Genomic DNA, 22,691 nt, shown 5'->3' with positions numbered 1-22,691 from the left:
TTTTGTGTTGCTTTCATACAAAGCCTCCTTTTGCAAGATAGTCACGATATAATTTATACGAACGCATCCAACACCATTGATGGAGGGTAAAAACATGGTAATCAGGGCTTATATGATTCCTATTTTATTTATATTGGTGATCAGCGGCTGCCAACAAGGAGTACAGCAGTCTAATATCATCCTTTACACTGATAAAGCGGAACCTTCTCCATCCAAAGAAATTGATCCCCACCAGGAAAAGATCACTGTTGCGCTTGCTTCGGTCATCTCTCCAAAAGCTTCCCTATCAAAATATGATTACCTGCTAGAGTACATCGAATCCCAAATCGGTAAGAAGGTTGAGATTGTCCAGCGACAGACCTATCAAGAAGTAGATAGCATGCTGAGGAGGGGCGAAGTGGATTTCGCCTTCATATGTTCTCTTTCTTATGTCATCGGTTTGGAAAAAGGATATATTGTGGATGTAGCAGCGCCGGTTGTGAACGGGAGACCTTTTTATCAATCGTACACAATCGTCAATCAGAACAGTCCCTATCAGACCTTGGATGATTTGAAGGGCAAGAGATTTGCTTATACAGACCCCTATTCTTATACAGGCCGATTGAGTATGTTAAGCCAATTGGATAAAAAGGGAGAAACCTCAGAACATTTTTTTGGTAAAACTTATTTTACCTATAGCCATGACTATTCGGTAAAGGCGGTTGAATTGGGGATTGTCGATGGTGCAACCGTGGATGGTGCCATGTTTGACCAGATGCTAGCGACAGAACCTGAATTGAGTGCGCACATTAGGGTCATTGGAACGGGAGATGAAGCTGGAACTCCGCCGGTTGTCGCCTCAAAAAAGGTCGATCAACAGAAAGTTGATGCCTTTTCTAAAATATTATACGATTTGAGAAATCACCCTGAGGGCAAGCAATTGTTGAAGGAATTGGGTGTCGATCGGTATGAGCCAATCAATCAGCAGGATTATCAAGTAATCAGACAGGATTTGTATCTGTTAGGTGAAAGCCTATGAAAAAGCTGAAGCAAAGATTAATCGATTTTTTATCGAGTGTTTCGATTGAGCTTAAAATCTATGGAATGGTCTTGATTGTCGTCCTGATGGTGACAGTAATCAGTCTGATTGTCGTACGGATCTCAATATCCAATACACTGACCATGCAAATTGAAGACCGTGCCAAGTCAATCAGCAGTGATATCGCCTCAAGAAGTGTTGACCCTCTGCTGACCCACAATATTTTCGCATTGCAAAGCCTTATTAATGACACAATGAACAGCTATGAAGATATTGAATATATCTTCGTTCTGAATAAAGACGGTGAAGTGGTTGTCCACTCTAAAGAAAAAGGTTTTATCAGCCAGGATCTAATCGAAGCAAATCAAGTGAAGTCTGAAGGTTCCATGCTTGAGACCAGAAGTAAGAAGCTTTCTACGGATAAGGGTGTGATTCTGGATTCTGCCTCACCGATCTTCCCTGACTTAGGCGGCACGGTGAGGGCGGGGTTGACTGAACAATCTCTTGAAGAGGCGTTAATGAAGGTAACAAACCAGATGATTTTCACGATGATCGGAGTCATGTTATTATCTGGGATCATTGTCTTTGGACTGACCAGGATACTGACGATCCCGATTTCGAACCTTGTCCATTTGACCAATAAGGTCTATTCGGGAAACCTCACAGAAAGGATTCGCACCTATCCGAAAGATGAGATCGGAAAATTGACTGCTTCATTCAACAAAATGCTAGATTCTCTGCAGAAATCGGAAAGGGATAAAGAAGTATATATCGAAAAAATTAAAAATCGAAACAAGGAGCTTACCTTGTTGAATAGTTTGTCCCAGAACCTCAAAGAGCACGTCCAGCTAGAAGAAACGCTTCAGTCATTTGTTCAGCAATTGGTCCAGGAGCTTGATCTCAAAAGTGCCTTCATCGAAATCGATTGGAAGGAAACGAAGGAGAGATACTTTAACCATTCCTCTTCATGTGCGATCCGTTGCACCCATTTCAATTCAGACCTTTATACATGCTCAAGGTCGGAGAAGGAAGTATATGCCTTTCCGTTGAAAACCGGAAAAGGAAATGACATCGGAAAAATCATCATCTGCAGCACTTCAATGTTGGATGTAACATTTCTTAAAATTCTTACCTCACTCGCTTCTCAGCTTTCTGTAGCAATTGAGAACCTGGAGCTATGGAAAGAGGTCAAGAAAAAAGAAGAAATCCGCCTTATGTTATTGGAAAAAATCATTCATGTACAAGAAGATGAGCGGAAGAGAATCGCAAGGGAGCTTCATGATGAAACGAGTCACTCCCTGTCTTCAATGCTAGTGGAATTGAAGCTGTTGGAAGAAGGCGATGAAAGGCAAAAACAAAGAACGATCGAAACGCTAAGGTCGCTCGTCCGGCAAACGATTGAAGAAGTCCATCATATGGCGTGGCAGCTCAGGCCCAGCATTCTTGATAAATTTGGGCTTAAGGTAGCAATTGAACGATATGTAGAGGAATTCAGGAAGTCTACGAATATCGATGCTGATCTCGTGATAAACGGGACCTTTAAAACATTGAATCCAGGACTGGAAACTGCGATATTCAGGCTTGTACAGGAATCGCTCACCAATATCACCAAATACGCAAAAGCAGAAAACGTCAGCATCATTGTCCTTTCATCTGGACAGCAGGTTTCAGTTGTAATAGAAGACGATGGTGTGGGTTTTGATACGCAATCTGTACTGGGAAATGACCCTTCCAAAGAACACCTTGGCCTGCTTGGGATGCATGAAAGGATTGCACTTTTGAATGGGACGCTTCATATTGAATCTGCAATTGGCGAGGGAACGGCGATTTTAGCAAAAGTTCCCCTCTTAACGGATAGGAGTGAAGTCAATGTCAGCTAAATTATTCATTGTCGATGACCATCCTGTGTTTCGAGCCGGCTTGAAAACGATCCTGATGAGTGAAAGTGACTTTGAAATTATCGGAGAGGCTCAGTCCAGCGAAGAAGCTTTGCAAAAACTGAATGATATGGATCCTGATATCATTGTCATGGATATTAGCATGCCGGGGAAAGATGGGATTGAAACAACAAAAGAAATCCGGAAATCAAACAGTAGAGTAAAAATCCTGTTGCTGACGATGTTTTCTGATGAAGCCTATCTGAAGGAAGGGCTGGCAGCCGGCGCGCAGGGCTATGTTTTAAAAAGAGCGGTCGATACAGAACTGATCAACGCGATCAGAATCGTGTTAAGCGGGGAGCATTATATTTATCCAACCCTGATTCCTTATCTTTATAAACAGGCAGATGAGAAAGTCGCAGGGTTAGAAATGGAAAAACCTCACCTTAGCCAGCGTGAGACTGAAGTATTGAAATTAATTGCCCTGGGCTATACGCAGAGGGAGATCAGTGAGGAATTGTTCGTATCCATCAAAACTGTGGAAACCTATAAAACGAGGATCATGGAGAAGATTGGGGCAACGAAAAGATCCGGTCTAGTTAAATATGCGATTAAGCATAACCTGATTTCTTATGATTAAAACAATATCGTTGCCGGCAGTGAAAAAATCGCTGCCGGTTTTTACATGTCATAAAGTGTTCAAAAACAAAACTACAAAACTAGAAAAATAGTTGTAATCTAAAAGTGGGAGGTGCATTTTATGACTTGCAGAACAGGATGGGAAATAAAATCATCAGACAGCATGAAGAGGATTGTTGATGGGGTTAAAGAAGAATTTCCGCTCGTTAATGCTGAGGAAGACCTTGAAAGAACGGCAGCGTTTTTCAAGGCACTCGGTGATGAGACGCGAATTAAAATCATGAGCTTGTTATGGTTCGAGGATCTATGCATGTGTGAGATCGTCGATGGCCTGTCGGGAGCATCCTCAACAATCAGCCACCATTTGAAGATCATGGAAAAGGGTAAGCTCATCAAATCCAGAAGAGAAGGTAAGTTCACTGTCTACAGCCTGGATAAAGAAAAGCTGGCACCTCTGATTCCGTATATAAAAGAAGGCGATTTAAATGTTTAATCAACTGGCCACTTGGCTTGTCGTTGATGTCCTGAATATGGAGCTAACGTCAAGACTTGGCGGGGCGCTCCACTTTTTCATTTACGACACGACGAAAATCTTGTTTTTGCTCGCGGTGATGATTTTTTCGATTTCATTCATCAGGAGCTTTTTTCCGCCGGAAAAAGTAAAGGAATGGCTCGAGGGCAGAAGGAAGGGAGTTGCCAGTGTGATGGCGGCTGTCCTGGGTGTCTTATCCCCGTTCTGCTCCTGTTCGACAGTGCCTTTATTTATTGGCTTTGTCGAGGCTGGCATCCCTTTAGGTATCACATTTACGTTCCTGATTTCATCGCCAATCGTCAATGAAATCTCATTGGTCATGCTGTTTTCTATTTTTGGCTGGAAAGTAGCTTTAATCTATGTGCTTGCCGGAATGACTCTGGCGATTGTCGCTGGGGCCATCATTGGCAAGCTGAAAATGGAAAAACATGTGGAGTCATATGTCTATGAAATTGTGGCTGGCCAGGAACGAATTCCTATGCCTGAGGGAGGCTCCAGAACGCTAACTGAAAAAATCAAATCCATATTCACTTGGGAGGAGCTTAAGGAAAGAACGACTTTTGCGGCCCGGAATGTAGTGGAGACGGTACAGAAGATTTGGCTCTACCTTTTGATTGGGATTGGCATTGGGGCGTTCATCCATGGATATGCTCCGCAGGACCTGCTAGTCAAATATGCCGGAGAAGGGAATTTCTTCGCTGTGCCGATTGCGACGATACTAGGCGTGCCTCTTTACTCTAATGCCGTCGGTTCCCTGCCTATTGTCGAAGCATTATTAAACAAAGGTGTAGGAGCAGGTACTGCGCTGGCATTCATGATGGCGATCACCGCCCTGTCCCTGCCGGAAATGATTTTGCTCAGGAAGGTAATCAAACCAAAGTTGATTGCTGTATTCGTCGGTGTTGTCGCCACAGGAATCATCCTAATTGGATATGGCTTTAATGCAATCTTATAATTATGAGGAGGAAATGAAGATGAATATCAAAATACTAGGTACAGGCTGCAAAAAATGCCAGGAGCTTGAAAAAAACACTCGCATGGCGGTTGAAGAACTGCAGATTGAAGCACAGGTAGAAAAAGTTGAAGACATCAAGGAAATCATGAAATATAAAGTAATGAGTACGCCCGCGCTTGTCGTCGACGAAAAGGTGGTCTCCACAGGGAAGCTGTTAACAGTCAAAGAGCTGAAAGGCATGCTGGGTTAATATCAAATAACATTGAACGCCAGGGGTAAGTCCCAGGCGTTTTTGGTTGGATAAAATAAATTCTAGATCAACTGCTTACAATAAGGACAAAGACACTTTACAAAATCTTAATATTTTTTACATACTATCACCCTTGAACATATAAGCAAATTATTATATGATGATACCGTCATTGGAGGTGGAGAGTAATTGATTAAGCAAAGTATTGAAATGGACCAGGCTGCTGCAATATTAAAGCTGCTTGGTGATAAGACACGTTTGACGATGATGAGAATTCTCGCTGATCACGATTGCTGTGTCTGTGAGTTTGTAGCGATGTTCGATACCAGCCAGCCGGCGATCAGCCAGCATATCCGTAAGCTTAAGGATGCAGGTTTGGTAAAAGAGAGCAGGAGGGGACAGTGGGTATTTTATTCACTGAACCGGCAGTACGAGCATTTTGAATTTGTTCAATTGCTCATGGATGCACTTCCAAGCCAGGAAGAAAAATTAACAGAACTTGAAAAGCAGGGAAAACGGATTTCCTGTGATTAACGGAGGTGTGTGGATTTGTCATTACCGATTATCGCTTCACTGATTTTTCTTGTGACGCTGACACTGGTCATCTGGCAGCCTAAAGGGCTGGGAATTGGCTGGTCAGCGGTAGGGGGAGCAATTTTAGCATTGATCTTCGGTGTTGTTGACTTCCAGGATGTGATCGATGTTACCGGAATCGTCTGGAATGCAACACTCGCTTTTATCGCTATTATTATTATTTCACTTATTTTAGATGAGATTGGATTTTTTGAATGGTCTGCCCTGCACATGGCGAGGGCTGCCAAGGGGAACGGCGTCAAGATGTTTGTGTACGTGACCCTGCTTGGTGCTGCTGTTGCTGCATTGTTCGCAAACGACGGCGCCGCACTGATTTTAACGCCAATCGTTCTGGCGATGGTGAGGAACCTGAAATTCGAAGAAAAAATGGTATTTCCCTTTATCATCGCGAGTGGATTCATTGCCGATACGACGTCATTGCCGCTGGTTGTCAGCAACTTGGTGAATATCGTTTCTGCTGACTTCTTTGATATTGGATTCGTCGAATATGCGTCCCGCATGATCGTGCCGAACTTCTTCTCATTAGGTGCAAGTATTTTGGTCTTGTATTTATTTTTCAGAAGGAGCATTCCGAAAAATTACGAGATGTCTGATTTGAAAAAGCCTGTTGAAGCTATTAAGGATGAGAAGATGTTCCGCTTATCTTGGATGGTACTGGGAGTGCTGCTTGTCGGGTACTTTGCAAGTGAATTCCTGAACATCCCGGTATCATTCATTGCGGGTATCGTCGCGATCTTCTTCTTGATGATGGCAAGGAGGAGCCCGGCTGTCCATACGGCTACCGTCGTAAAAGGGGCGCCATGGGCAATTGTATTCTTCTCAATTGGTATGTATGTGGTCGTTTACGGTCTGCGTAACGCTGGATTGACGAACATCCTTGCCGATGTCATCCAGGCTGCAGCTGACCAGGGCTTGTTTGTCGCAACAATCGGCATGGGCTTCATCGCAGCGATTCTTTCTTCTGTCATGAACAATATGCCAACAGTCATGATTGACGCCCTGGCAATTGCGGATACTAACACGACGGGTGTCATCCGCGAAGCACTGATTTATGCGAACGTCATCGGATCCGACTTAGGTCCGAAAATCACGCCGATTGGTTCACTGGCAACACTGCTGTGGCTGCACGTCCTTTCCCAGAAAGGCGTCAAGATTTCATGGGGCACTTATTTTAAAACAGGAATCATTTTAACCATTCCTACTCTGTTCATTACATTAGTAGGCCTATATATTTGGTTACTCATTATTTAAAACAAGGGAGCGAATCTAAATGTCAAACAAAAAAACAATCTACTTCTTATGTACAGGAAACTCTTGCAGAAGCCAAATGGCTGAAGGCTGGGCAAAAAAATATCTAGGCGACGAGTGGGAAGTGAAGAGTGCGGGTCTTGAAGCGCATGGCTTGAACCCTAATGCAGTAAAAGCAATGAAGGAAGTGGACATCGATATCACGAATCAAACTTCAGATGTGATTGATCGAGAAATCCTGAACAATGCTGACCTAGTCGTTACACTTTGTGGCCATGCAGATGAGCACTGCCCGATGACACCTCCTCATGTGAAACGCGAGCACTGGGGCTTTGACGACCCGGCAAAAGCCGAAGGAACAGATGAAGAAAAGTGGGCAGTATTCCAACGCGTGCGGGACCAAATCAGCGATCGCATCAAGACGTTTGCTGAGACTGGAAAATAAACAGGAACTAACAGCCAAGGGGAAACTCTTGGCTGTTGCTCTAAGGGAGGAGAAAAGAGATGAAAACTATTAAAATCTTTGACCCGGCATTATGTTGTCCTACAGGCGTCTGCGGCCCTAATGTGGATCCGGAATTAACTAGGGTAGCCTCTGCCATTTTTATCCTGGACAAAAAAGGTTATCCAATCAGCCGCTTTAATCTTGCCAATGATCCAGCTGCGTTTGTTGAACATAAAGAAGTGAACCAAGTATTGCATGAAAAAGGACCAGAGGCACTGCCGCTAGTAATGGTGGACGGAAAGGTCGAAAAAGCAGGCAGCTACCCTTCTAATGAAGAATTTGCAAGCTGGCTTGGCGTGGATGTCAAAGACCTGACCCCTGAGAAGCCGCGCAAAACGCTGCTTTAGAAAGGAGAATAGCCATGTTCCAAACTTTCCATCCGAAATATGTAGTCAACACGCCTTATCTCTTTTTTACCGGAAAAGGCGGAGTAGGAAAAACATCCACTGCCTGTGCAACAGCGGTTGCGCTTGCGGATACAGGTAAGAAAGTATTGATTGTCAGTACAGATCCGGCATCAAACCTGCAGGATGTATTTGATATTGAAATCGGCAATGAGCCAGTCGAAGTTCCGTCTGTTCCGAATTTATCAGCCTGCAATATCGATCCCGAGGAATCCGCAAGGCAATACCGCGAAAAAGTGATTTCTCCTTATCGAAGTGCACTGCCGGAAAGTGTCGTCGCGACGATGGAAGAACAGCTTTCCGGTGCGTGTACCGTGGAAATCGCAGCTTTCGATGAGTTCTCCAATTTGCTCACCGACGAGGATTTGATCAGTCAGTATGACCATATCTTGTTCGATACGGCTCCGACAGGACATACTCTTAGGCTCCTGCAGCTGCCGACCGCGTGGAGCAGCTTTTTAGAGGAAAGCACTCACGGAGCATCCTGCCTTGGTCCGTTGTCTGGGCTTGGAGAAAAGAAGCAGCTGTATACTTCCACGGTAAAAGCGTTGTCTGATCCAAACATGACGACACTGATTCTTGTGTCACGGCCGGAACCATCATCCATGCTAGAAGCGGAAAGGGCTTCTGCTGAGCTAAAGGAAATCGGCATGCAAAATCAGGTTGTCATCATCAATGGGCTTTTACATAGTCACGTGGAAGAAGACCCTATTTCAAAAGCATTCTATGACCGGCAGCGGAAAGCGCTGGTGGATCTGCCGAAACCCTTGAAACAGGTGGGAATGTTTTCGATACCTTTTTTTCCTTTTTCATTGACCGGGGTGGACAATCTCCGCAAGATGTTCAAGCCGGCGACGTATTCTGCTGAAAGAAGCGAAGTGGATTTGTCTAAAGCAAAATTACATTCGTTGCAGACACTCATTGATGATTTTGCCGAAAAGGATATGAGGATCATTTTTACGATGGGGAAGGGCGGAGTCGGCAAGACGACGATGGCCTCAGCAATCGCTGTTGGACTGGCCGAAAAAGGCTTGAAGGTCCATTTGACGACAACCGACCCGGCTGCTCATCTGGATTATACATTCCAGAGGAAGGATGCCCACAATAACCTGTCCATCAGCCGCCTGGATCCGAAAAAGGAAGTTCAGGCTTACAAAGAAACAGTCCTGTCTCAAAATAAGGATCAGTTAGACGAGGATGCTCTTGCTTATCTTGAGGAAGACCTTAATTCTCCTTGTACAGAAGAAATTGCCGTATTCCAGGCATTTGCCGATATCGTGGAGAAGTCGAAGGATGAGGTTGTCGTCATCGATACAGCGCCAACAGGGCATACCTTACTGCTGCTCAATTCTGCTGAATCGTACCATAAAGAAATTTCGCGCTCGACGGGTACGGTCTCTGAAAGTGTCCAGAACTTATTGCCGAAATTGCGTAATCCTGAAGAAACAAGCGTGGTCATTGTTACCTTGCCGGAAGCCACGCCTGTTCTTGAAGCAACGCGGTTACGTGATGATTTAAACCGGGCATGTATCCAGCCGGTATGGTGGGTGATCAATCAAAGCCTTTATGCACAGCAAACGGCTGATCCGATTCTGCAGAGCCGAGCCGATGCTGAAAAAGTCTGGATTAAGAGAGTCAGTGAGGAGATAGCCGGGAAGACCAGCATTGTTCCATGGCAGCCTGAAGAAAAAATTGGGTACGATAAAATGAAGGACTTGATCAATAATTGAAAGGTGGATTCATAGATGAGTGAATACCAGGAATTAATCCCACAGCGAATTTACATTGGCGGAGCCGACGCCATTCCTGAATTGCTAAAGAAGGAAAAAATTGATGTTGTGTATGATTTGCGTGCAGAAAACGCAGAAGGCGATTATGATTATAATCGGAAGCACCAGCCAATCGTCGACAATGCCGAGAACCAGGATGAGTCTGTCAAGCAAGCCATTGATGAGGTAATCAACGCATATGAATCTGGAAAAAATGTTTATTTCCACTGCTCAGGCGGGAAGAACAGGACAGGCACCGTAGCGATTGGAACCTTGCTAAAGCTTGGTGAAGCCAAAAACATTGAAGAAGCGGAAGCAAAGGCGAAGGGAATCCGCAGTGTCATCAATGTGAATCCCGAAATGAAAGCAGCGCTCGGAAGATTATTCCCTGGCGCTTAAGATAGGAGGAAGTTTTCTTGAAAATCACCGATCAAGCTCGTGACAGCCTAAAGCAGCTGCTGCAGGAACAAAATGCGACCGGCATCCGTGTGTTTTTTGCCGGTATCAGTTGAGGAAGGCCAAAGTTAGGACTGGCTCTGGATGAGCCGGAATCAGATGATGAAGTCATTGAATCAAATGGAATCAGAGTAGCAATCGACCCATCGATCGAAATCGAAGCGAAGGAATCGACGCTCGATTTTGACGAGCAGGGAAACGGATTCGTTTTATCTGGGAATGAGAGAGATTGCTGTTAGAAGACAGAGCCGGTGCATGAAATCATGCGTCGGCTTTTTCGATAAAAAAATTTGACCCTGTAGTGCACTACATAGTTTAAGATGTTTCTATAAGGGGGGCCGCAATGTACAAGGTAAGCGAATTCTCCAAAATGACGGGGCTCAGCAAGGAGACGCTCAGGTATTATGCAGAAATCAAGCTGCTCGAGCCTGTATTCATCGAACCGAATAATAAGTACCGCTATTATGACAACGGTTCCTATTTGGTTGCGCTGTTATTGGTGCATCTGAGACGGTTCAATTTTACCATCCAGGAAATGCTGACCGTGGTGAACGATGAATCGTTTGAAAATCTCGAACAAATATTATTGAAAAAAAGACAGGGACTTGTGAACCTGGTGCAGGAGTTAAATGAACTCATTGAAGAGATGGATGATTTCTTTGAATTTGGGGTGGAGGGTACAGAAGATGATTAAATGGTACGAAGAGCGGATCATTCCGGTCAATATCGAGACAATCTGGACATTATTTCAGCTGGAGAACATCCAGAGAATCATGCCGAATGTGGTAGAGAACAAGGTGATTGAAAAGAAAGAAGGAGTCGTCGGCAGCAAATACGAGCAGAAATATAAAGAAGGCAAACGGATCGAAACGTATATCGTTGAAGACCTCGAATACCTAAATACTCCTGATAAAAAACACAACAAAATCGGTTTCACGCTAGCCAAAGCCTTCCAGATTGAAACGGCATTCACGCTGGTCAAGGCAGGGGAGGATGAAACCAGGTTTATTTATCAAGGCCAGAATACGGGGCTCAATTTCCTGGGTAAGACTTTGTTGAAGTTGGGCGGCGAAAAGAACAATAAGAAGGTAGTTACCGATTTTATGGATCGAGTGGAAAGTGAAGCTTTAAAGGAAGCGGAGAAATGATGGGAAGGCTGCCATAATAGGATGGCAGTTTTTTTCGTTGAAACCTTTTTAGAAAACATGCGTCTTACATAAGGAATCTTAAAGGGAGAATTAAGCCATGTTTTCAACAATCTTACTTGGTACAATCTTGCTCAGCCCAATCATTATACCTGCTTTAAGGAAAAAATGGACTGCGTTTTGGATAGCGTTGTCAGGATATGCATTATACTTTCAGTGGGGAATGTATCTTTATTTTACAGAAGACATTCAGGAATACGGGACAGGTTACGGGATTTTTATCGTTCCATACGTAATTTTGGTTACAATCATTAGCACTTATATACAAAAAGGAGCTGATCAGAAAGGATTATAGCAATTATTTGGGGTTTAACAGTTTTTTTCGCGGGTCTCCGTTGCAATTACATCAACAGCCAAAACATATTAGTGAAAGTTAAAATATATCGGCCACATTTTAGACTTTATCAGCGGATTATAAATTTTATCGACCACATTTCCAATTATATCGACCAAGTCGCTGATTTCCCCAATTTTAAAGCCCGGGCAACACCGCCCGGGCTTTAACTTCCTCACCACAAATTCGGCTTCACAACCATGAACCAGAGCATCGACATCAATAAGATGATGTAGGTCCAGATGGTACGCTTCAGTTTTGCGGAGAGTTCTATTTTGTTCGCGCCTTCTTCGGCAAATTTCCTGAGTGTCGGCGAGAATGCCCTTGCGAGGAAAAAGAGCGAAGCAAACAGCAAGGCCAGTGTTGCGATGATCCACGGTGTTTTCCATGTCCATGGCCCGAGGATGACGAGCAGCACTCCTGTGCCAATCAGTACATGGCCAGCGTGCTTTGACAGCCGGACAGCTGATTTCAATGTACCCAGATAAGCCTGCAGTTCTTTCCCCACTGCATCAGGCAGTTTTTTTACAATTGGCATCAAAATGAAGAATGGGCCAATTGACATGATCACGCTTGCGACGTGAAGATAAATAATCGCTCGATATGCTAGATTCATTTTTTATTCTTCGACAGGACTGAATTCGTGCACCCAAACTCTCATTTGCGGAAGCCATGGCATTCCAGGGTGGTAAGACAGGATTGACTGCTTGTACTCCTCTACTGTTTCAAAGCCTTCGCGCTGTGCGTCAGCGTCTGTCAATTCACCAAGAGATTGTGAGTAGACATTGTCCACAACGAATTTCTTTCCTTTTAACTCCATGACTTCGCCCACATCGGCATAACGGCCGTTACGGCGAGTCGCTGTTTTTTTGCCTTCCAAAACCTTATTTACGTCGTCTTCCATTGTAACAAGACGCTCGATTTCACATGTTTTTGGCGGTAAAGTATTATTCTGTTCTGTCATTGGAAAAACTCCCTTCCTTTTGTGCAATCAAAAATAATAAAATTCACATAGAGAAATGTCCAGCTCCAGCGCCTAGCCCCTCGAGTTGCTTGTCTAGCTGCGGCTCCTAACTCCTCGAGACGTTTCGGTCCTGCCAATGAAGTCAAAGAGCGACTTCACTGTCAAGCCCTCCAACGCTTGTCGGAGTTGCAGTCGCCTTCGCTTTTCGAATTGTTTAGTGTCGCCTCCTAGAAACTCCGAAACTTCAACTCCGCCGGCAGGGTCGGAGTCTCCAGTTTCTGCGTTTCTGGGCAGTCGGCTATACATTTCGGTTTCGGTCCGCCCACTGAAGTCAAAGAACGACTTCACTGGTCGGACCTCCAGCGCTTGTCGGGGCTGATCAAGGCGCTTGCGCTTTTCTCTATATAATGTACCATACTTCGAAAATAGAAAGCCAAGCCATTCACCGTGAAAATAGTGTTTTGAAAACTTTTTCACAAAAATACTTATATTGAGTGTAACATTTTACATAGTTCATCGTTTTAGTATCGAGATTTGAAAATGAGGGGCAGTTGTATGGACGACGGCAGAAGGAATGAACTTGATAATTTGTATAGGAAGTACACGAAGCCCCTGTATTATTTTTTACTGAAGCTTTCGGGGTCGCATCAGCTGGCAGAGGATTTGACGCAGGAAACCTTTGTCCGGGCAACGATCTCACTTTCTTTTTACCAGAATGAGGATGTGAGGGCCTGGCTGTTCAAGGTGGCGCGCAATGCTTATCTGGATGAATGGCGCCGGCGACAGAGAAGAAGGTGGGTTCCGTTCGCTGATTATTTGTTTTCAAAGGATGAAATGGTGAGTCCATACGGGCTTCCGGAGGACGAGGCCATTCAGGCTGAGACTTCCGATAACCTGCAGCAGCTGATGACCTATTTGCCGGAGCAGTACCGGTCGATCCTGTATCTGCGTGAGGTCGAGATGTTCAGTTACCAGGAAATAGCGGAAGCGCTCGAGCTGACGGAGAGCCAGGTCAAGGTCACGCTTCACCGGGCGCGCAAACGGCTTGCGCAAATAGCGGAAAAACATGGATGGAAGGACGATGAACATGGAATGGACTAAGGACAAGGAAAAGAAAATCCTTTTTAAATATCGATTTGCATTGACGGTGAAGGTAATCAGGGTCATCCTGGCCACGCTGTTTTTCTTCTGGCTGTATATGTTGATTGTTTCGATCAGCTATGACGCCCTGGGGCTGGACAAGAAACATCTTTTTTACAGCCGGGTGGCGATGGACTGGACGCAGCCAAATGTGCAGGAGGACTTCGGCAGCATCGACTCAGCCGAAATCACACCTTTCTTTACGCAAAAAATTTCCTATCCAGTCTACAAGATGATTGGGAAAGAGCCGGAACTTATAGGCACAAAACAGTTAGCCAAACGGTTGGTTCCAATGTATTCAACGAATCAGACGGATTACCTAAAGCCTAAAAACGAGCAAGAATACATCTTTTACCTGCCAGAACATCCAAAGACAGGCAACAAGCTGGAAGCGAACGAAGATCCAGCGGTCTGGACAAAGCTGGATAAGGTTCACGAAGGCACGGTTGCCGAGCTTTCCTTCTCGACGAAATCGTATATGACACCTGAGGAAATGCTGAAATTTTTGAAGCCATACGACCTCGATGTTCTATGGATGCCGCTGTATACCGGTGAGTTAAATGAGTATGAAGAGAGCTGGTGGGGGAGCACGCGTTCCATGTCTGTCGCACCTTTTGGGTTCACCGGCGGCCGGGATGCACATGATGGCTACACTTCAATAAGTAAGAACCTCCTTGTTGAAAACTTAACTCAAGAAAATAAGAAAAGGATGCTGAAGCAAATGAAAAACCTAATTGAAAATGAATCAACCAGCTACCGGGAGAATTTCCTTGGCCTCTCCCATCTTGAGGAGCGCTACGATTACCTTATGAAGGAAGGATTCCAGGTCTACGGTGCTGTTGTGACCGGGCCGGTAAAAGAGTTGCTGAAGCTGAAGGAAAACGAACAAATCCAGGGTGCCAACCTCGGGGATATGTCTTACTGGAACTGGTCTGAGGAGTAAAGCACTTCCATCGTAAAAATATTTTATTAATCTTAGAAGAAGCAAGATCTTTTCTGGGACTTTTGCTTCTTCTTTTGCTATTGGAAATATACTAAAATAGAGTTTTCTAGTACAATGGAAGTATAGGGTGGACCGCTGTTTTATGCTGTGACGCCGCCTTCCACAGACATTTATTTCAAATTCAAAATAATTACTTTCGAGAAAAAATCTTGAACCTAAGGGCTGCTGAATAAGGCGAAGCGAGCAATATGGATTTGCCGATGTCTTATAGCTGGGGAGATGAGAAAGATGTTTAATAACTTTGAAACGATTGAGGAACTTAAACGAAGCGTGTACATGTGGATGCTCCCGATTATTACGGTTGCCCTGGTCATCAATAGTTTTTTAAATAATAACAGCCAGTTTGATACAGTAATCAATACAACGCTGATTATCTGGTTTTCTATCAGCTGGATTATAGCATATACAAATCGTGGGATTCGCATAGCGGAATATGTCACGCTCTTTTTGGTGAGCGTGTATCATATCACCACGATGTTTGATGTCGTTTCCAATGATCTTGCGGAAAGAGGCGGGTCATTGGGAGATTTCATTGTCTGGATGCCGCTCATCATCATGTTTTTCTTTTTAGCACTCGGCATAAAAAAGGGACTGTATTATTCGATTTTCGTTTTCATGGTAACACTGACAATCGGAGTGATTTACAGCGGGCAGATGACCTCCGAATCAATCGATTCGCTCACGCAGTTTCATGCGGCGAATATCGTTTATATACTGGTTCTCTACTACGCGCAAAGTATGTTCCGTGCTTTTACAGAAAGAGATTTGCTTAAGAAGTACGCCTATCTCGATTCCCTGACCCGAGTGGCCAACCGGCACCAGATTGATATCTGGCTAGAGGAAAGGCTCGAGGCTGCTGAAAAAGAGGGCAAACCGTTTTCCATTATCTTTTTTGATATCGACCATTTTAAAAAGGTAAATGATGTTTTTGGTCACAAAATCGGTGACTGTGTTTTGAAGGAGCTGTCCGCGATCGTCTCTGGCAATCTGGCGGATAATGACCGTTTCGGCCGCTGGGGCGGAGAGGAATTCATGCTGATCACCAATAGTACCGGTGGACAAGCGTATGAAAAAGCTGAGCATTTCCGCAAGATGGTCGAGAATCATTGCTTTAAGGGGGCTGGCAGTTTGACAGCTAGCTTTGGGATAACAGATTACCAGAGCGGTGACAATATCGATTCCCTGCTAAACCGTGCCGATGAAGCATTGTATCGATCAAAAAACAGCGGCAGGAATAGAGTCAGCATGAATTAGCCATCCTGTTTGGTCGGGATGGTTTTTAAATTCCAATAATTTATGATTAAACTACATAGAGAATGTGGTAAGATAACTATGGTTAGGATTCTTCAAAATTATTTATATATGAAATCGCTTTCAATAGATTGGTAAAGGGGCAGTGCACCATGAAATATCGTTCTGCATTTGATATTATAGGTCCGGTGATGATCGGGCCATCGAGTTCACATACAGCCGGCGCTGCAAGGATCGGCCGAGTGGCACGCACATTGTTCGAGAAGCAGCCGACAAAGGCCGTCATCTCTCTGTACGGCTCTTTTGCTAAAACTTATAAAGGGCATGGAACAGACCTTGCGCTCGTAGCTGGGATCATGGACTTTGATACATTTGATGAGAGAATTCCAGATGCTTTGAAAATCGCGGAGCAAACAGGAATCGAAGTGGAATTCATTACAGAAGATGCTGTTATGGAGCATCCGAACACTGTAAAAATAAATTTATATGATGGACAGGGAAAGGAGCTTGAAATCGTCGGGATTTCCATTGGCGGCGGAACCATTGAGATCATAGAAATCAATTCGTTCAAGCTGAAGCTGTCCGGGGCCAACCCGGCAATCCTCGTCGTCCACCATGACCGATTCGGGCTGATTTCAGCCGTAACAACCGTTTTATCAAAGCATCAGATCAACATCGGCCATATGGAGGTCTCCCGCAAAGACAAGGGAGACACCGCTGTCATGGTCATCGAAATGGACCATAAACTCGAGGACGGAGTTTATATGGAGTTAACTGCCCTTGATGGCGTTGACCAGGTCATCCGACTAGTTGATTAAAATTGAGTTACATCAGGAGGGCAAGCCATGTTTCGTAATGTTGCGGAGCTTGTTGAATTAGCTGAAAAAAATCAGGTGAAAATCGCCGAAATCATGATTCGGCAGGAAATAGAAGTTTCAGGCCGTTCCCGCGAGGAAATCATTGCCCAGATGGACAATAATTTGCAGGTCATGGAGCGCGCAGTAGAAAGAGGCTTGAGTGGCGTCAAGTCCCAGACCGGACTGACCGGCGGGGACGCGGTATTGATGCAAAACTATATCGCCAGTGGAAAATCGCTGGCTGGCAATCTATTATTGGATGCCGTCAGCAAGGCAGTTGCCACGAATGAAGTGAATGCGGCAATGGGCATCATTTGCGCGACACCGACTGCTGGATCAGCAGGCGTCGTGCCGGGGACACTTTTTGCCGTAAAGGAAAAGTTGAACCCTACACGCATGGAAATGATCGAGTATCTATTCACGACTGCTGCCTTCGGCTTTGTCGTTGCCAATAATGCATCGATTTCCGGAGCTGCAGGTGGTTGCCAGGCAGAAGTCGGATCGGCTGCCGGAATGGCTGCAGCTGCAATCGTTGAAATGGCTGGAGGAACTCCGCAGCAGTCATCAGACGCTTTCGCGATCACGCTGAAAAATATGCTTGGATTAGTCTGCGACCCCGTTGCTGGACTGGTCGAAGTTCCATGTGTAAAAAGGAACGCAATGGGTGCTTCGAACGCCATCACTGCTGCCGACATGGCACTTGCCGGCATCACAAGCAGAATCCCATGCGACGAAGTCATCGGCGCGATGTACGCCATCGGCCAGACAATGCCATCCGCATTAAGGGAAACAGCAGAAGGCGGTCTCGCGGCGACACCAACAGGCCGCCGTTTGGAAGAAGAAATCTTTGGGAAGCCAAAGACGAAGCTGGTAGATTACTTGATTCAGAAATAAGATGAAAAATTTGTAGATTATTTGATTCAGAATAAGACGAAAAGCCACCGTTGATGGTGGCTTTTGCTTTTTCTATAAGGCTCTTTTCTCAAACTTTGTTGCTATTGACTACAAAATAGGATTGATTGACCTATTTTACTTCGCAAGGTTGACTCTTTTGTGAGAAAAGAGCATGCAAACTTAGTACCGACCAACAAAATGGCCTTCTATTACGTTAAAATCGGCATTAGGATTTAACAACAATCTTTACGAAAACAGCCTTCTATAATAAATGAATATTCCGCTTCTTGCACTCCTCAATCGTTTCCTCATTCCACACAGAAACCTGGACCTCTCCAATATGGATTTTACGCAGCAGGAACATACACAACCGCGATTGGCCGATCCCGCCGCCGATGGTATATGGCAGCTCTTTGTTCAATAATGCCTGGTGATATTCTAATTGTGATCGCTGCTCCTGGCCGGCAAGCTTCAATTGTTCAAGAAGCCTTTTCTCATCGACTCTGATTCCCATTGAAGTCATTTCGATTGCCTGGCCTAAAGGCGGGTACCAGAGCAATAGATCTCCGTTTAAATTCCAGTCATCATAATCAGGTGAGCGGACATCATGCTTCACCCCTGACCGCAGTTCATGGCCAATTTGAGTAATAAAAACTGCTCCAAACCTTTCTGCAATTTTATCTTCCCGTTCCCTTGGAGATAGCTCGGGATACAGATCCTCCAGTTGCTGTGAAGAAATAAAGCTTATTTTTTCCGGCAGGATCCTGCTAAGGGTAGGGTAAAGATTTGCCAGGAAACTTTCCGTTTTTTTCATCACATCATAAATTTTTTCTACTGTTGCCTTCAGCACCTTCGCATTCCGTTGCTTTCGGGAAATCACCTTCTCCCAGTCCCACTGATCCACATAAAGGGAGTGTAGATGGCTGAGCGTTTCGTCGCGCCGAATTGCGTTCATGTCGGTATAAAGTCCTTCCCCCGGAGTGAATCCATAGCGCTTCAACGCCATCCTTTTCCACTTGGCAAGAGATTGAACAATTTCCATAACATCGTTTTCCACACCAGGTGCATCAAAGGAAATCACCCGTTCATTCCCAGCCAGATCATCATTGATTCCCTTCCCGCCCCTGACAAAAATCGGCGCCGAAACCCTTGTCAGCTCCAATGCGTCAGCAAGGTGATTTTCAAAAAAATCCTTCGTTTTCTTAATCGCTATTTCGGTTTCCCTCAAATCCAATTTAGACTGATACTTTAAGGCAGCATGGCTCAATTTTCCTCATCCCTCCAGATTCATTTAGCACTTTAGTGTATTTACGCAAACATCCATTTACTTTATGACAGCAGGAGGTAAAAGTTGCTACTGTCCTTTTGCAAAAACGAAAAGCGACAACAGAAGTCGACAGGTTTAGTAGCTTCGTAGAGATATACTAGTTGATAGAATCAAGTGCAGGGGGCGTGAGATGAGGAAAAATGCTTATATAGCCGCAATAATAGCCGGACTAGTCATAACAGGCGTGCACCCTGCCGAGTCGGCAGAGCAATTGGAAATCCGCCAGCAGCGCCTTCAGCTTAAGGATAATGTCACTGAAAAAGAAAACCAAATTCAAGCAATGGACAAGGCTGAGGGTAAATATCTTTCTGAACTGAAAGCGCTGGATGATGAGATGTCAGAGCTGAATCAGAGAATCAGGGATCTTCAATTCGTCTTGGTTGATTCCGAACAGGCTGCAGAGGAGATGAAAAAGGAAATCAACAAGCTCAGCTTCAACATCGAACACAGGGAGCAATTAATCAAAAAACGCCTGCGTTCGATGCAGGAAAATGATGGTTTGGGTATGTATGTGGATCTGATTTTTGATTCAAAAGACTTATCCCAGGTGTTCGATACCGCAATTGCGGTCAGTAAAATCATTAAGGCAGATAAGGATTTGCTGGCAAAACACAAAATTGATTTGGAGTCGCTGAAGGAACAGGAAAAAGCGCTACAGGACAAGGTGATTCAGCTGGAAAAAGACCAACAGGAAATGCTGTCACTGAAAGCGGGCTTGGAGAAGAAGGCGGAGGAGAAGCAGCGCCTGCTTGAAACTGTTCATGCCTCTAAGGAGGAAAGCAAATCACAGCTGGTGGCCATGTACGAGGTCTATATCAACCTCGCATCCCAGGAGATTGCGATTTTAAAAGAGAACCAGAGACTAGAGTATAAGAATGCTAAACCAGAGGACGTTTTTATCATGCCAGCGAAGGGAGAGATGACCTCAGGCTATGGTCCAAGGTGGGGGAGGCTCCACGCAGGAATCGATATCGCCGATGAATCATCCGAAACTGAAGTGATCGCAGCCGCATCCGGAACCGTCATCCGCTCCTATTATTCCGCAACCTACGGGAACTGCGTGCTGATTACCCACAAAATAGGCGACAGAACCTTCACCACCCTTTACGCCCACCTAGAAAAAAGCACAGTCACTACAGGTCAGCCCGTTAAGAAAGGCGAGTTGCTGGGTTTTATGGGCAACACCGGCGACAGCAGGGGAAAGCATCTCCATTTTGAAATCCATGAAGGCCAGTGGAATTATGAAAAATCAAACAGCGTTGACCCGCTGCTATATGTGAAAAAATAAGCCAGGTTTCCATTGGGAATCTGGCTTGCTCTTTACGTTAACGTCAATGGTATAATAAACTTACTGACTATTCTGTTAAAAATGAGGTTTTGCTGATGTATACGATTTCTGACCTGGCGGAGCAGTTTGGGGTTACAACCCGTACAATCCGCTATTATGAAGAACTCGGTTTGCTGTTGCCATCGAGGACTGAAGGTGGCCGGAGAATTTACACTGCTAGTGATGTAACACGCTTAAAACTCGTATTCAGAGGGAAGCGGTTTGGATTCTCGCTAGATGAAATCAAGGAAATGGTGCTCCTGTTCGACGAGGATCGGACTGGTGAAAAACAGCTGAAGGTGACAATACAGTATGGAGAGGAAAAGCTCGCAGAAGTGAATGAAAGGATTTGTGAACTGGTTGAGATCAGAGAAGAAATCGAAAGGCTATTAACCGAATTCAAAGGGAGGCTAAGTGAATGAGCTTTTATCAGGAAGAACCGCAGTTTCGGGCATTGCTGAAGGAGTTATTGGATGAAGAATTTTTTGAATACGCAGATCGGGAGTTGCTGTCATTCGGTGAAAAATGCGCCAACGAAATCGACCAGCACGCCAGGTTCACAGACCGCGAAGGCCAGCCGAAGCTGATCAAGTTCGATGCCTATGGCGACGATATCTCGGAAGTGTGGGTGAATGAAGGCTACCGGAAAACAGTTGAAGATTCCTATAACACCGGGATTGTCGGCTATGTTCATAAGGAAATTCCAGAATTGGGACGCCGGGGGAATTATGTCTATTCCTACGCTCAGGGATATCTCTTGTCACAAACCGAGGCCGGCTTTTACTGCCCGGTCACGTTGACAATGGCCACGGCTTATTTATTGGACCAGTACGCATCCCACGAGGTAAAAGAGAAATTCCTGCCTCATGTTTTATCAACAGGAGAAACAACATTATACGAAGGCGCCACCTTCCTGACCGAACGCCAGGGCGGATCCGACGTCGGCGCCAACGTGGTGAAGGCAGTCCAAACAGCCGAGGGCTACAAGCTCTACGGTGAAAAATACTTCGCCTCCAACGCAGGAATGTGCGGTGTCGCCATGGTGCTGGCAAGGAAAGAAGGAGCCCCACCCGGCACAAAAGGCCTGACATTATTCGCTGTCCCATGGCGCAAAGAAGACGGAATACTGAACGGCATCAAAATCCGCAGACTCAAGGATAAACTCGGAGTACGAGCAGTCCCATCCGCTGAAGTCGAATTCGAAGGAGCGGAAGCATTCGTCGTTGGCGATCCAACAAAAGGCTTCTATTACATGATGGAAGCACTGAACCTCTCTCGCGTCTGCAACACCGTCGCTTCACTAGGAATCATGCGCCGAGCCTACCGTGAAGGAAGGGAGTATGCCTTGAAACGAGACGCCTTCGGCAAGAAGCTCGCCGATTTCCCAATGATCAAAGACTCCCTGGTGAAAATGGCAGTCAAACTAGAAGTGGAAACCAGAACAGTGTTTAAGTACCTCCCGCTGTTTGAAAAAGTCATGAGGAATGAACCGGGAGTAGCAGAAAAAGACGTCGTATTAAACAGACTCTACATCGCTCTCTTGAAAAAAGAAACCGCAGAACAAGCCGTCCACTTCGCACACGAAGCCATCGAAATGCATGGCGGGAATGGGTATATCGAAGACTTTGTCACACCAAGGTTGTTGAGGGATGCGCAGGTGTTGACCGTATGGGAAGGGACCGCGAATATCCTCGGACTTGAAGTATTGAGGTTGATGGAGAAGTTCGGTGCTGGGGAGTTGTTTTTGCTGGAGGTGAATGAGCGTATTGCTGCGATGGAGGGAGAACACGTCGAAATGGTCCGTAGCGCGATCGAGCAGCTGGAGAAACTGCTGGTGTCTCTGCAGACAGCATCTCATGACCATAAATCTTTTCACTCCAAGCGGGTAGCTGAATTGATGGTGAAGATTTTTGAGAGTGTGAATGCTTTGGAGTATGCTGCAGGTGGGAACGAGCGAGCAGAGAAGGTTATGGAGGTCTATATAGAAGAAACTTGGAAATCAGGATATGAATTTGCTGATCAATTAAAACCAGTGGATTATTTTTCTGAGATTGTCAGAGAAACCTTACCTCAAGAAAAATCCCTGGTAAAATAGCCATACCAAAACGTCTCCTTATGAAGGAGGCGTTTTCTGTATGTTGT

General features: G+C 45.1%; 26 protein-coding genes. 23 read left to right on the top strand and 3 right to left on the bottom strand.

Annotation, left to right across the window (positions count from 1 at the left end):
• Positions 1-94: 94 nt before the first annotated feature.
• The 15 genes from J7E37_RS07600 (at position 95) to J7E37_RS07530 (ending at position 11,747) form a co-directional block, all read left to right on the top strand.
• Positions 95-1,018, top strand: a complete 924-nt coding sequence (locus tag J7E37_RS07600; protein ID WP_215023330.1) for a substrate-binding domain-containing protein — start codon at positions 95-97, stop codon at positions 1,016-1,018.
• A complete protein-coding gene (locus tag J7E37_RS07595) occupies positions 1,015-2,898 on the top strand; it encodes a histidine kinase (protein WP_215023329.1) in 1,884 nt (627 codons plus the stop codon). Before J7E37_RS07600 ends, J7E37_RS07595 begins: the two co-directional genes overlap by 4 nt.
• Positions 2,888-3,535 (top strand): response regulator transcription factor, encoded by a 648-nt coding sequence (locus tag J7E37_RS07590; protein ID WP_215023326.1) that lies wholly within the window; start codon positions 2,888-2,890, stop codon positions 3,533-3,535. Before J7E37_RS07595 ends, J7E37_RS07590 begins: the two co-directional genes overlap by 11 nt.
• Positions 3,536-3,655: 120 nt before the next feature.
• Complete coding sequence (locus J7E37_RS07585) at positions 3,656-4,027, top strand: ArsR/SmtB family transcription factor (RefSeq protein WP_215023324.1); 372 nt, start codon at positions 3,656-3,658, stop codon at positions 4,025-4,027.
• Complete coding sequence (locus J7E37_RS07580) at positions 4,020-5,021, top strand: permease (protein ID WP_214780130.1); 1,002 nt, start codon at positions 4,020-4,022, stop codon at positions 5,019-5,021. Before J7E37_RS07585 ends, J7E37_RS07580 begins: the two co-directional genes overlap by 8 nt.
• 19 nt (positions 5,022-5,040) lie before the next feature.
• Positions 5,041-5,271, top strand: coding sequence for a thioredoxin family protein (locus J7E37_RS07575; RefSeq protein WP_215023322.1), 231 nt, complete (start codon positions 5,041-5,043; stop codon positions 5,269-5,271).
• Between the two features lie 189 nt (positions 5,272-5,460).
• Complete coding sequence (locus tag J7E37_RS07570; protein ID WP_214780134.1) at positions 5,461-5,805, top strand: ArsR/SmtB family transcription factor; 345 nt, start codon at positions 5,461-5,463, stop codon at positions 5,803-5,805.
• 15 nt (positions 5,806-5,820) lie between these two features.
• On the top strand, positions 5,821-7,116 hold the full coding sequence (locus J7E37_RS07565; protein ID WP_214780136.1) for an arsenic transporter: 1,296 nt from the start codon (positions 5,821-5,823) through the stop codon (positions 7,114-7,116).
• 19 nt (positions 7,117-7,135) lie between these two features.
• The gene (gene arsC / locus J7E37_RS07560; protein ID WP_214780138.1) at positions 7,136-7,558 is read left to right on the top strand and encodes an arsenate reductase (thioredoxin); all 423 of its coding nucleotides are present in this window, start codon (positions 7,136-7,138) and stop codon (positions 7,556-7,558) included.
• Between the two features lie 59 nt (positions 7,559-7,617).
• Positions 7,618-7,965 (top strand): arsenite efflux transporter metallochaperone ArsD, encoded by a 348-nt coding sequence (gene arsD, locus J7E37_RS07555; protein WP_214780141.1) that lies wholly within the window; start codon positions 7,618-7,620, stop codon positions 7,963-7,965.
• Between the two features lie 14 nt (positions 7,966-7,979).
• Entirely contained in the window at positions 7,980-9,752 is a 1,773-nt protein-coding gene (gene arsA / locus J7E37_RS07550) for an arsenical pump-driving ATPase (RefSeq protein ID WP_215023320.1), read from the top strand.
• A gap of 15 nt (positions 9,753-9,767) precedes the next feature.
• On the top strand, positions 9,768-10,190 hold the full coding sequence (locus J7E37_RS07545) for a protein-tyrosine phosphatase family protein (RefSeq protein WP_214780146.1): 423 nt from the start codon (positions 9,768-9,770) through the stop codon (positions 10,188-10,190).
• Between the two features lie 400 nt (positions 10,191-10,590).
• Positions 10,591-10,941, top strand: a complete 351-nt coding sequence (locus tag J7E37_RS07540) for a MerR family transcriptional regulator (RefSeq protein WP_215023318.1) — start codon at positions 10,591-10,593, stop codon at positions 10,939-10,941.
• Positions 10,934-11,395 carry an SRPBCC family protein gene (locus tag J7E37_RS07535; protein ID WP_214780150.1) on the top strand — a complete coding sequence of 154 codons (462 nt, stop codon included), beginning with the start codon at positions 10,934-10,936 and terminating at the stop codon, positions 11,393-11,395. Before J7E37_RS07540 ends, J7E37_RS07535 begins: the two co-directional genes overlap by 8 nt.
• Positions 11,396-11,492: 97 nt before the next feature.
• The gene (locus J7E37_RS07530; protein WP_214780153.1) at positions 11,493-11,747 is read left to right on the top strand and encodes a hypothetical protein; all 255 of its coding nucleotides are present in this window, start codon (positions 11,493-11,495) and stop codon (positions 11,745-11,747) included.
• A 214-nt stretch (positions 11,748-11,961) separates the two neighbouring features.
• On the opposite strand, the gene J7E37_RS07525 is transcribed toward J7E37_RS07530, so the two are convergent.
• Both J7E37_RS07525 and J7E37_RS07520 read right to left on the bottom strand, forming a co-directional pair.
• The gene (locus tag J7E37_RS07525; protein WP_214780155.1) at positions 11,962-12,402 is read right to left on the bottom strand and encodes a hypothetical protein; all 441 of its coding nucleotides are present in this window, start codon (positions 12,400-12,402) and stop codon (positions 11,962-11,964) included.
• Positions 12,403-12,405: 3 nt separating this feature from the next.
• A complete protein-coding gene (locus J7E37_RS07520; protein ID WP_215023316.1) occupies positions 12,406-12,750 on the bottom strand; it encodes an ASCH domain-containing protein in 345 nt (114 codons plus the stop codon).
• A 555-nt stretch (positions 12,751-13,305) separates the two neighbouring features.
• On the opposite strand from J7E37_RS07520, the gene J7E37_RS07515 reads away from it, so the two are divergent.
• The 5 genes from J7E37_RS07515 to sdaAA all read left to right on the top strand — a co-directional run bounded on the left by J7E37_RS07515 (position 13,306) and on the right by sdaAA (position 17,895).
• The gene (locus J7E37_RS07515) at positions 13,306-13,851 is read left to right on the top strand and encodes a sigma-70 family RNA polymerase sigma factor (RefSeq protein WP_214780160.1); all 546 of its coding nucleotides are present in this window, start codon (positions 13,306-13,308) and stop codon (positions 13,849-13,851) included.
• Positions 13,838-14,833: an anti-sigma factor gene (locus J7E37_RS07510; protein ID WP_251009531.1), complete on the top strand. Its 996-nt coding sequence runs from the start codon at positions 13,838-13,840 to the stop codon at positions 14,831-14,833. Before J7E37_RS07515 ends, J7E37_RS07510 begins: the two co-directional genes overlap by 14 nt.
• A 288-nt stretch (positions 14,834-15,121) precedes the next feature.
• Positions 15,122-16,147 (top strand): GGDEF domain-containing protein, encoded by a 1,026-nt coding sequence (locus J7E37_RS07505; protein ID WP_214780163.1) that lies wholly within the window; start codon positions 15,122-15,124, stop codon positions 16,145-16,147.
• 149 nt (positions 16,148-16,296) lie between these two features.
• Complete coding sequence (gene sdaAB, locus J7E37_RS07500) at positions 16,297-16,962, top strand: L-serine ammonia-lyase, iron-sulfur-dependent subunit beta (protein ID WP_215023315.1); 666 nt, start codon at positions 16,297-16,299, stop codon at positions 16,960-16,962.
• A gap of 27 nt (positions 16,963-16,989) precedes the next feature.
• The gene (gene sdaAA / locus J7E37_RS07495; RefSeq protein ID WP_215023314.1) at positions 16,990-17,895 is read left to right on the top strand and encodes an L-serine ammonia-lyase, iron-sulfur-dependent, subunit alpha; all 906 of its coding nucleotides are present in this window, start codon (positions 16,990-16,992) and stop codon (positions 17,893-17,895) included.
• A 262-nt stretch (positions 17,896-18,157) separates the two neighbouring features.
• Here sdaAA and asnA read toward each other — a convergent pair whose 3' ends face one another.
• Complete coding sequence (asnA, locus tag J7E37_RS07490; RefSeq protein ID WP_251009530.1) at positions 18,158-19,162, bottom strand: aspartate--ammonia ligase; 1,005 nt, start codon at positions 19,160-19,162, stop codon at positions 18,158-18,160.
• Positions 19,163-19,352: 190 nt separating this feature from the next.
• Between asnA and J7E37_RS07485 the strand changes: the two genes are divergently transcribed.
• The 3 genes from J7E37_RS07485 (at position 19,353) to J7E37_RS07475 (ending at position 22,644) form a co-directional block, all read left to right on the top strand.
• On the top strand, positions 19,353-20,510 hold the full coding sequence (locus J7E37_RS07485) for a murein hydrolase activator EnvC family protein (RefSeq protein WP_215023313.1): 1,158 nt from the start codon (positions 19,353-19,355) through the stop codon (positions 20,508-20,510).
• Positions 20,511-20,605: 95 nt separating this feature from the next.
• Positions 20,606-20,971, top strand: a complete 366-nt coding sequence (locus J7E37_RS07480; RefSeq protein ID WP_483297203.1) for a MerR family transcriptional regulator — start codon at positions 20,606-20,608, stop codon at positions 20,969-20,971.
• Positions 20,968-22,644: an acyl-CoA dehydrogenase family protein gene (locus J7E37_RS07475; RefSeq protein WP_215023311.1), complete on the top strand. Its 1,677-nt coding sequence runs from the start codon at positions 20,968-20,970 to the stop codon at positions 22,642-22,644. Before J7E37_RS07480 ends, J7E37_RS07475 begins: the two co-directional genes overlap by 4 nt.
• Positions 22,645-22,691 lie beyond the last annotated feature (47 nt).

Origin of the sequence: Bacillus sp. ISL-39, assembly GCF_018613295.1 — a bacterium.
Classification (GTDB): domain Bacteria; phylum Bacillota; class Bacilli; order Bacillales; family Cytobacillaceae; genus Mesobacillus.
The sequence above is the reverse complement of the archived record's forward strand: the minus strand, read 5'-3'. Positions and strand labels throughout refer to the sequence as shown.

Bases quoted from the DNA above. Each gene is read 5' to 3' on its own strand.
- J7E37_RS07520 (WP_215023316.1), bottom strand. From the start codon at position 12,750: ATGACAGAACAGAATAATACTTTACCGCCAAAAACATGTGAAATCGAG.
- J7E37_RS07475 (WP_215023311.1), top strand. From the start codon at position 20,968: ATGAGCTTTTATCAGGAAGAACCGCAGTTTCGGGCATTGCTGAAGGAG.
- J7E37_RS07480 (WP_483297203.1), top strand. From the start codon at position 20,606: ATGTATACGATTTCTGACCTGGCGGAGCAGTTTGGGGTTACAACCCGT.
- J7E37_RS07530 (WP_214780153.1), top strand. From the start codon at position 11,493: ATGTTTTCAACAATCTTACTTGGTACAATCTTGCTCAGCCCAATCATT.
- J7E37_RS07540 (WP_215023318.1), top strand. From the start codon at position 10,591: ATGTACAAGGTAAGCGAATTCTCCAAAATGACGGGGCTCAGCAAGGAG.
- J7E37_RS07595 (WP_215023329.1), top strand. From the start codon at position 1,015: ATGAAAAAGCTGAAGCAAAGATTAATCGATTTTTTATCGAGTGTTTCG.
- sdaAB (WP_215023315.1), top strand. From the start codon at position 16,297: ATGAAATATCGTTCTGCATTTGATATTATAGGTCCGGTGATGATCGGG.
- J7E37_RS07575 (WP_215023322.1), top strand. From the start codon at position 5,041: ATGAATATCAAAATACTAGGTACAGGCTGCAAAAAATGCCAGGAGCTT.
- J7E37_RS07600 (WP_215023330.1), top strand. From the start codon at position 95: ATGGTAATCAGGGCTTATATGATTCCTATTTTATTTATATTGGTGATC.
- J7E37_RS07545 (WP_214780146.1), top strand. From the start codon at position 9,768: ATGAGTGAATACCAGGAATTAATCCCACAGCGAATTTACATTGGCGGA.
- J7E37_RS07510 (WP_251009531.1), top strand. From the start codon at position 13,838: ATGGAATGGACTAAGGACAAGGAAAAGAAAATCCTTTTTAAATATCGA.
- J7E37_RS07580 (WP_214780130.1), top strand. From the start codon at position 4,020: ATGTTTAATCAACTGGCCACTTGGCTTGTCGTTGATGTCCTGAATATG.
- J7E37_RS07505 (WP_214780163.1), top strand. From the start codon at position 15,122: ATGTTTAATAACTTTGAAACGATTGAGGAACTTAAACGAAGCGTGTAC.
- J7E37_RS07525 (WP_214780155.1), bottom strand. From the start codon at position 12,402: ATGAATCTAGCATATCGAGCGATTATTTATCTTCACGTCGCAAGCGTG.
- J7E37_RS07535 (WP_214780150.1), top strand. From the start codon at position 10,934: ATGATTAAATGGTACGAAGAGCGGATCATTCCGGTCAATATCGAGACA.
- arsC (WP_214780138.1), top strand. From the start codon at position 7,136: ATGTCAAACAAAAAAACAATCTACTTCTTATGTACAGGAAACTCTTGC.
- sdaAA (WP_215023314.1), top strand. From the start codon at position 16,990: ATGTTTCGTAATGTTGCGGAGCTTGTTGAATTAGCTGAAAAAAATCAG.
- J7E37_RS07585 (WP_215023324.1), top strand. From the start codon at position 3,656: ATGACTTGCAGAACAGGATGGGAAATAAAATCATCAGACAGCATGAAG.
- J7E37_RS07515 (WP_214780160.1), top strand. From the start codon at position 13,306: ATGGACGACGGCAGAAGGAATGAACTTGATAATTTGTATAGGAAGTAC.
- arsD (WP_214780141.1), top strand. From the start codon at position 7,618: ATGAAAACTATTAAAATCTTTGACCCGGCATTATGTTGTCCTACAGGC.
- J7E37_RS07485 (WP_215023313.1), top strand. From the start codon at position 19,353: ATGAGGAAAAATGCTTATATAGCCGCAATAATAGCCGGACTAGTCATA.
- arsA (WP_215023320.1), top strand. From the start codon at position 7,980: ATGTTCCAAACTTTCCATCCGAAATATGTAGTCAACACGCCTTATCTC.
- J7E37_RS07590 (WP_215023326.1), top strand. From the start codon at position 2,888: ATGTCAGCTAAATTATTCATTGTCGATGACCATCCTGTGTTTCGAGCC.